General features: G+C 73.2%; 9 protein-coding genes. 4 read left to right on the top strand and 5 right to left on the bottom strand.

Features of this window, described 5'->3' with window-relative positions:
- Positions 1 to 30: 30 nt before the first annotated feature.
- The 4 genes from rpsR to rpmG are packed head-to-tail and all read right to left on the bottom strand — an operon-like array spanning position 31 to position 1,887.
- Complete coding sequence (gene rpsR / locus ACZ5CZ_RS31820) at positions 31 to 273, bottom strand: 30S ribosomal protein S18 (protein ID WP_385842334.1); 243 nt, start codon at positions 271 to 273, stop codon at positions 31 to 33.
- A gap of 20 nt (positions 274 to 293) precedes the next feature.
- Positions 294 to 1,418 (bottom strand): GTP-binding protein, encoded by a 1,125-nt coding sequence (locus tag ACZ5CZ_RS31825; RefSeq protein WP_468947803.1) that lies wholly within the window; start codon positions 1,416 to 1,418, stop codon positions 294 to 296.
- Positions 1,419 to 1,459: 41 nt separating this feature from the next.
- Positions 1,460 to 1,717: a type B 50S ribosomal protein L31 gene (locus ACZ5CZ_RS31830; RefSeq protein WP_468947805.1), complete on the bottom strand. Its 258-nt coding sequence runs from the start codon at positions 1,715 to 1,717 to the stop codon at positions 1,460 to 1,462.
- 5 nt (positions 1,718 to 1,722) lie between these two features.
- Positions 1,723 to 1,887, bottom strand: coding sequence for a 50S ribosomal protein L33 (rpmG, locus tag ACZ5CZ_RS31835; RefSeq protein WP_468947806.1), 165 nt, complete (start codon positions 1,885 to 1,887; stop codon positions 1,723 to 1,725).
- An 81-nt stretch (positions 1,888 to 1,968) separates the two neighbouring features.
- Between rpmG and rpmB the strand changes: the two genes are divergently transcribed.
- From rpmB to ACZ5CZ_RS31855, 4 genes are all read left to right on the top strand, one after another.
- The gene (rpmB, locus tag ACZ5CZ_RS31840) at positions 1,969 to 2,205 is read left to right on the top strand and encodes a 50S ribosomal protein L28 (RefSeq protein ID WP_385842330.1); all 237 of its coding nucleotides are present in this window, start codon (positions 1,969 to 1,971) and stop codon (positions 2,203 to 2,205) included.
- Positions 2,205 to 2,510: a 30S ribosomal protein S14 gene (rpsN, locus tag ACZ5CZ_RS31845; RefSeq protein ID WP_385842329.1), complete on the top strand. Its 306-nt coding sequence runs from the start codon at positions 2,205 to 2,207 to the stop codon at positions 2,508 to 2,510. Before rpmB ends, rpsN begins: the two co-directional genes overlap by 1 nt.
- 249 nt (positions 2,511 to 2,759) lie before the next feature.
- Entirely contained in the window at positions 2,760 to 3,236 is a 477-nt protein-coding gene (locus ACZ5CZ_RS31850; protein ID WP_468947807.1) for an Lrp/AsnC family transcriptional regulator, read from the top strand.
- A 109-nt stretch (positions 3,237 to 3,345) separates the two neighbouring features.
- Positions 3,346 to 4,857: an MFS transporter gene (locus ACZ5CZ_RS31855; protein ID WP_468947808.1), complete on the top strand. Its 1,512-nt coding sequence runs from the start codon at positions 3,346 to 3,348 to the stop codon at positions 4,855 to 4,857.
- 15 nt (positions 4,858 to 4,872) lie between these two features.
- Here ACZ5CZ_RS31855 and ACZ5CZ_RS31860 read toward each other — a convergent pair whose 3' ends face one another.
- Positions 4,873 to 5,694, bottom strand: a complete 822-nt coding sequence (locus tag ACZ5CZ_RS31860; RefSeq protein ID WP_385842326.1) for a LysR family transcriptional regulator substrate-binding protein — start codon at positions 5,692 to 5,694, stop codon at positions 4,873 to 4,875.
- Between the last annotated feature and the right edge of the window lie 306 nt (positions 5,695 to 6,000).

The raw sequence follows: 6,000 nt of genomic DNA on the forward strand, positions 1-6,000 counted from the left end.
GGCCATCGCCCTATCGGGAGCTGTACGGAACTATCGGGAGCTGTACGGCAGGAGCGCCATCTCGCGTGCGTTCTTGACGGCCCGCGCGATCTGCCGCTGCTGCTGACGGGTCACATGGGTCACCCGACGGCTGCGGATCTTTCCACGGTCGGAGATGAACTTCCGGAGCAGATCGGTGTCCTTGTAGTCGATGTAGATGATGCCGGCGGCGTCCAGCGGGTTGGTGCGCTGTCGCGTGGCGGTCTGCCGCCGGGTGCTTGCGGGTCGGGGCATGGTGAGGTCGGTTCTCTCTTTCAGGTCACAGGGTCGAGCAAGCCGTCGAAGGCGTGCGGGAGTTGTTTCCAGCGGTCCCTGCCCGCCGCGTACTCGTCGTCGGTGAGCAGGCATGAGTCGAGCAGGGCCAGGAGGCCGTCGCGGTCCAGGCCGGGCGAGGTGAAGGTGAGGTGCTGGCAGCGGTCGCCGTTTTCCGGGTGCCAGTCCACCGAGGCGGCAAGGCGGCGCTCGGCGGGCACCAACTCCCAGGCGGCGTCGGGCAGGGCGGCCAGCCAGGGGCCGACCGACTCCACGCACAGCGCACCGCCCGCAGCCTCCCACGACAGCAGTGTGTCGGGGCGGTCCGCCAGCCAGAACCGCCCACGGCTGCGGGCGGCGGCGCAGGTCAGGTCCTCCAGGGCCGCGTACAGGCGCTGCGGATGGAAAGGCCGTTCGCGCCGCCAGACGAAGGTGCTCACACCGTGCTCGTCGCACGACTGCGGCAGCAGCGCGCACGCGGGATGCACACGGGCGGCGGCCGCTGCCACGTCGAAGCCCGCCAACAGCGCTGCCCCCAGGGCGCCGTCGCTCTCCACCCGTACGCTGCGGGCGCCCGGTGTGAGCTGGGCGAGCAGCGCGCGGTCGGTGTCGTCGGCGACCTCGCCGCAGGCATCGTCGTCGCCGAGGGCGATCACCGTGGGGTACTCCAGCTGCCGGGCGAAGGTGTCGGCGACCGTGCGCTGGTCGGTCGGTGCGGCGGCGAGGCCGACGTCGGCCAGGTCGTCGCCGTTGGACAGGTACGGCAGGACGAGTGCCGGGTCGACCGCGGTGGCGACCCCGGTCAGGGCCAGCGGTGCGCCCGCGGCGGCGATGACTGCGGCCATGGCCTGTGGTTCCACGGAGTCCCACAGTTCCACGACGGCCAGCCGGTACCTGCCCTCCGCCGCGAGCCGCAGCAGTTCGGGGACGAGGTCCTCGCGCAGCGCGCAGCACGCGCAGTCGTTCACCAGGGGTGCGTCACCACTGCCCCGCAGGCCGTCGGCGTCGCGCACCGTCCGGTGCACCGCGCTGTCCACGGCGGACGTCAGGTCGTGATGCAGCGCCACCGAGCCGGGGACCGTACGCAGGATCTCCGCTACGGCGGTCCGGCGGGCGTCGGCGTGCAAGCCGGCGACAATCGCGACCGGAAGCCGCGCCCCTCCCCCGCTCACGGCTTCCGCCCTCCGTGACCGTAGCGTCGCTCGAAGCGCTCGACCCGGCCCGCGGTGTCCAGGACCCGCTGGGTGCCGGTGTGGAAGGGGTGGCTCGCCGAGGAGATCTCGACGTCGATGACCGGATAGGTGTTGCCGTCCTCCCACTCGACGGTCTTGTCGCTGGTGGCGGTCGACCGGGTGAGGAAGGCGTAGTCGGCGGCCCGGTCACGGAAGACGACCGGGCGGTACTCGGGGTGGATTCCGGGCTTCACGGCTTTCAGCGTTCCTCTCGGAAGTCGACGTGGCGGCCGGCGGCCGGGTCGTACTTGCGCAGGGTGAGCCGGTCGGGGTTGTTACGGCGGTTCTTGCGGGTCACGTAGGTGTAGCCGGTGCCGGCGGTGGACCTCAGCTTGGTGATCGGGCGCAGTTCGTTACGGGCCATGTGCAGCACCATACAAGAGATTGGTTTTCATTTTCATCTAGCGCTACTGTGGTGCCGCATCCACGCCAAGGAGGAACAGTCGTGTCCGCCCACTGCCAACTCACCGGCCGGCAGCCCGGCTTCGGCCACCACATCTCCCACTCGCACCGGCGCAGCAAGCGCCGCTTCGACCCCAACATCCAGAGCAAGCGCTACTGGTTGCCGAGCGAAGGCCGCCATGTCCGGCTCACGCTCTCGGCCAAGGGCATCAAGACGGTCGACGCGATCGGCATCGAGGCCGCGGTGGCCCGCATCCGCGCCCGGGGAGGGAAGGTCTGATGGCGAAGAAGAGCAAGATCGCCAAGAATGAGCAGCGGCGCCTCATCGTGGCCCGATACGCCGCGCGCCGCGCCGCGTTGAAGGCGATCATCGCGTTCCCCGGAAGCTCCGACGAGGAACGCGCCGCCGCCCAGCGGGAACTCCGCCGACAGCCGCGCGACGCCAGCGCCACCCGCGTGCGCAATCGCGACTCCGTGGACGGCCGCCCCCGCGGCTACCTGCGCACCTTCGGCCTGTCCCGCATCCGCGTACGCGAGATGGCCCACGCGGGCGAGCTGCCTGGCGTGACCAAGAGCAGCTGGTAACCCGGCACGCCAGAGGCCCACCCCGCACGCGAACGGCTCCCGCGTGCGGGGAAGGGCGCCACGGGGTGCGCAGCGCCATCGACCCGTCCATGAGAGCGTCCCCCGGGTCACTGGCTCATGTGACAGCCGGATCACTGGACCAATGGATCAGCCGGGCAGAGTCGCGCGCACCGGCCGGAATCGCCATCGGACCAGGTCGGAGGGTTACGGCCGCGCCCGACCGATGAGCCATTGGTACAGTCGTCCATCATGGCCGTGGACGAACTCGACACCCGCATCCTCAGACTGCTGCTGGAGCAGCCGCGCACCAGCGTGCGCGAGTACGCCCGGATCCTCGGGGTGGCCCGCGGCACGCTCCAGGCCCGCCTGGACCGGCTGGAGCGGGATGGCGTGATCACCGGCACCGGCCCCTCCCTCTCCCCCGCCGCCCTGGGCCATCCGGTGCTGGCGTTCGTGCACATCGAGGTCACCCAGGGCCATCTGGACGACGTGGGCGACGCGCTGGCCGCCGTACCGGAGATCGTGGAGGCCTTCTCGATCACGGGCGGCGGAGATCTGCTCGCCCGTGTGGTGGGCCGGGACAACGCCCATCTGGAGGACGTGATCCAGAAGCTGATCAGCCTGCCGGGCGTCGTCCGCACCCGGACCGAGGTCGCGCTGCGCGAACGCGTCCCCTACCGGCTGCTGCCTCTGGTGGAGTCGGTCGGCCGGACCTCGCGCGGCTGACGCCCGGCGCTCCGGGCGGCCCCTCGGCGACCTTCGGCGGCCGGTCGGCCGACGCGCGCGGAACGCTTCCTTCCGTGCGTTGTGCCTGGTGGCTGCCTAGCGTGGCCCCATGACCATCTCTCAGACCCGGCCGGACACCGGCGACCGGCGACGGTGGAAGGCGCTCGGGGTCTGTCTGACGGCGGGCTTCATGACGCTGCTCGACAGCTCGATCGTGAACGTGGCGCTGCCCTCGATGGAGCGCGGGCTGGGCGCCGCCCCGGCCGATCTGTCGTGGGTGGTCTCGGGGTACGCCCTCACCTTCGGCCTCGCCCTGGTCCCGGCGGGCCGGCTCGGGGACCTGCGCGGCCGGCGCGAGGCGTTCCTGTTCGGACTGGCCCTGTTCACCGTGGCCTCGGTGGCGTGCGGGCTGGCGCCCGGCGCCGGCTGGCTGGTGCTCTTCCGGCTGCTCCAGGGCGCGGCGTCGGGCATCGTCGCACCGCAGACCACCGGGCTGATCCAGCAGATGTTCCAGGGCGGCCCCGAGCGGGCCCGGGCCTTCGGCATGCTGGGCAGCGTCGTCGGGATCTCCACCGCGGTGGGGCCGCCGCTGGGCGGTCTGCTGATCCAGGTGTTCGGCACCGGCGACGGCTGGCGCTGGGTGTTCTACGTCAACCTGCCGATCGGCCTGGCCGCCTTCGTCGCGGCGCTGCGCCTGCTGCCCCGCTCACCGGCCCGGACCGGCGGGCGGGAGAGCCTCGACCTGCCGGGCGTGCTGCTGCTCGGCGCGGGCGTGCTCGCTCTGATGCTGCCGCTGGTGCAGGAGCAGCAGTGGACGGGGCGGGAGAAGTGGGCCCTGCTGCCGGTGGCCGCGGTGCTGTTGGGCCTGTTCTGGGGGTGGGAGCGGCGGCAGGGACGGCTCGGGCGGGCGCCGCTGCTCGATCTGGCGCTGTTCGCGCAGCGGTCGTTCTCGCTGGGCGTGCTGCTGAACCTGGTGTACTTCGCGGGCTTCACCACGGTGTTCTTCGTCTACACGCTGTTCCTCCAGAACGGGGTCGGCTACGGCGCGCTCGCGGCGGGTCTGTCCTCGCTGCCCTTCGCGATCGGTTCGGCCGTCGGGGCGGCGGTGAGCGGCCGGATGGTGGTCCGCCACGGCCGCAGGCTGGTGATCGCCGGGCTGGCCGGGGTGGCGCTGGGCCTGCTCGGGGTGATCGCGGCCGTGCAGCTGGTGCCGGGGCGGGGTGCGGCGCCGGTGGCGGCGCTGCCGCTGCTGGTCGCCGGGCTCGGCTCGGGGGTGACGATCTCGCCCAACACCACCCTCACGCTGGCCGGCGTCCCCGTGCGGCGCGCCGGGGCGGCGGGCGGGGTCCTGGTGACGGCCCAGCGGATCGGTTCCGCGGCCGGGATCGCCGCGGTGGGCGCGGTGTACTTCGCGCATCTGGCCAACCACGGCAGCGCCGCGACCGCCCTGCAACTGGGGCTGCTCACGGCCGTGGGAATCATCGTGGTGGCACTCGGGCTGGCAGTGGCCGACCTGCGGGGCCGCCGGACGCCGCCGTATCCGGAGCACGGCGGTACGCCGGAGCGCACCGGTGCGCCGGGCGCGCGGCCGCGACCGGAGGAACCGGACCCGGCGCCCTGAAGGGCTCCCCGGCCGCTACGACCGGCGGCGCGGCTTGCCCCGCCTGGGGGCGGTGGGCTTGGCGCCGGCCGCGCGGCCCCGCGCATCGCGTCCCGCCGACTTGCCCTGGCCCTGCTTGGCCTGGCCCTGCTTCGTCTGGCCTTGCTTGGCCTGCCCCTGCTTGGGCCGGGTGCCGCCGCCCTGCTGGGTGCGCTTGCCCTGCTGCCCGGCCGGAACGCCGGCCGCCGTACGGCCCCGGGTGCTGTTGACCGTGCGTCCGCGGACGATGCCGATGAAGTCCTCCACCAGGTCGGTCGTGGCCTCCTCGGGCCAGGACAGGGCGACGCTGGACTGGGGGGCGTCGACGACCGGGCGGTAGGTGAGGTCGCGGCGGTGGTAGAGGCGGGCCAGGGACTGCGGCACGACCAGGAGGCCGACGTTCGCCGCGACCAGCTCGATCGCGTCCGGCGTCGTGGCGGGCCGTTCGAAGGCGGGCTCGCCGGGCGGGGCGTCCCAGTCGAAGACGTCGTCCAGGGGGTGGAAGAGCACCTCGTCGGCGAGGTCGGCGAGGGTGACCTCGTCCGCCGCCGTGATCACGTGGTCCTTGGGGACGATGACCACGGTGGTCTCGGTGTAGAGGGGGATCGCGCTGAAGTAGGCGCGGTCGACGGGCAGCCGTACCAGACCCGCGTCCGCCTCGCCCGCGCGCATCAGTTCCGGGGCCTCGGCGGCGGGGGCCTGGACGAGAGTGAGCGGGATGTCGGGCAGGCGTTCGTGCCAGACCTTCACCCACTTGGCGGGCGTCACTCCGGGGACGTACGCGAGCCGGAACGACGGTGATTCCTCCGAGCCTGTCACCAGGCCAGGTTACCGGGCGTGTCCGACAGCACCGTCACCGGCCACGGCCGCGACCTCCGGCACCGGCCACGGGCACCCGCCACGGCACCGGCCATCGGCCACCGGCACCCGCCACGGCCCCGACCGCCGACACCGGCCACAGCCCCGCCACCGTCACCCGCCCCGGCCCTGGCCGCCGTCACCGGCCACGGCCCCGACCGCCGTCACCGCCCACGGGCACCCGCCACGGCACCGGCCATCGGCCACCGGCACCCGCCACGGCCCCGACCGCCGACACCGGCCACAGCCCCGCCACCGTCACCCGCC

The organism is Streptomyces sp. NPDC031418 (genome assembly GCF_055581605.1).

Excerpts from the sequence above, each read along its gene's own strand:
- rpsR (WP_385842334.1), bottom strand. The coding sequence starts at position 273 with ATGCCCCGACCCGCAAGCACCCGGCGGCAGACCGCCACGCGACAGCGC.
- rpmG (WP_468947806.1), bottom strand. The coding sequence starts at position 1,887 with ATGGCCCGTAACGAACTGCGCCCGATCACCAAGCTGAGGTCCACCGCC.
- rpsN (WP_385842329.1), top strand. The coding sequence starts at position 2,205 with ATGGCGAAGAAGAGCAAGATCGCCAAGAATGAGCAGCGGCGCCTCATC.
- ACZ5CZ_RS31850 (WP_468947807.1), top strand. The coding sequence starts at position 2,760 with ATGGCCGTGGACGAACTCGACACCCGCATCCTCAGACTGCTGCTGGAG.
- ACZ5CZ_RS31855 (WP_468947808.1), top strand. The coding sequence starts at position 3,346 with ATGACCATCTCTCAGACCCGGCCGGACACCGGCGACCGGCGACGGTGG.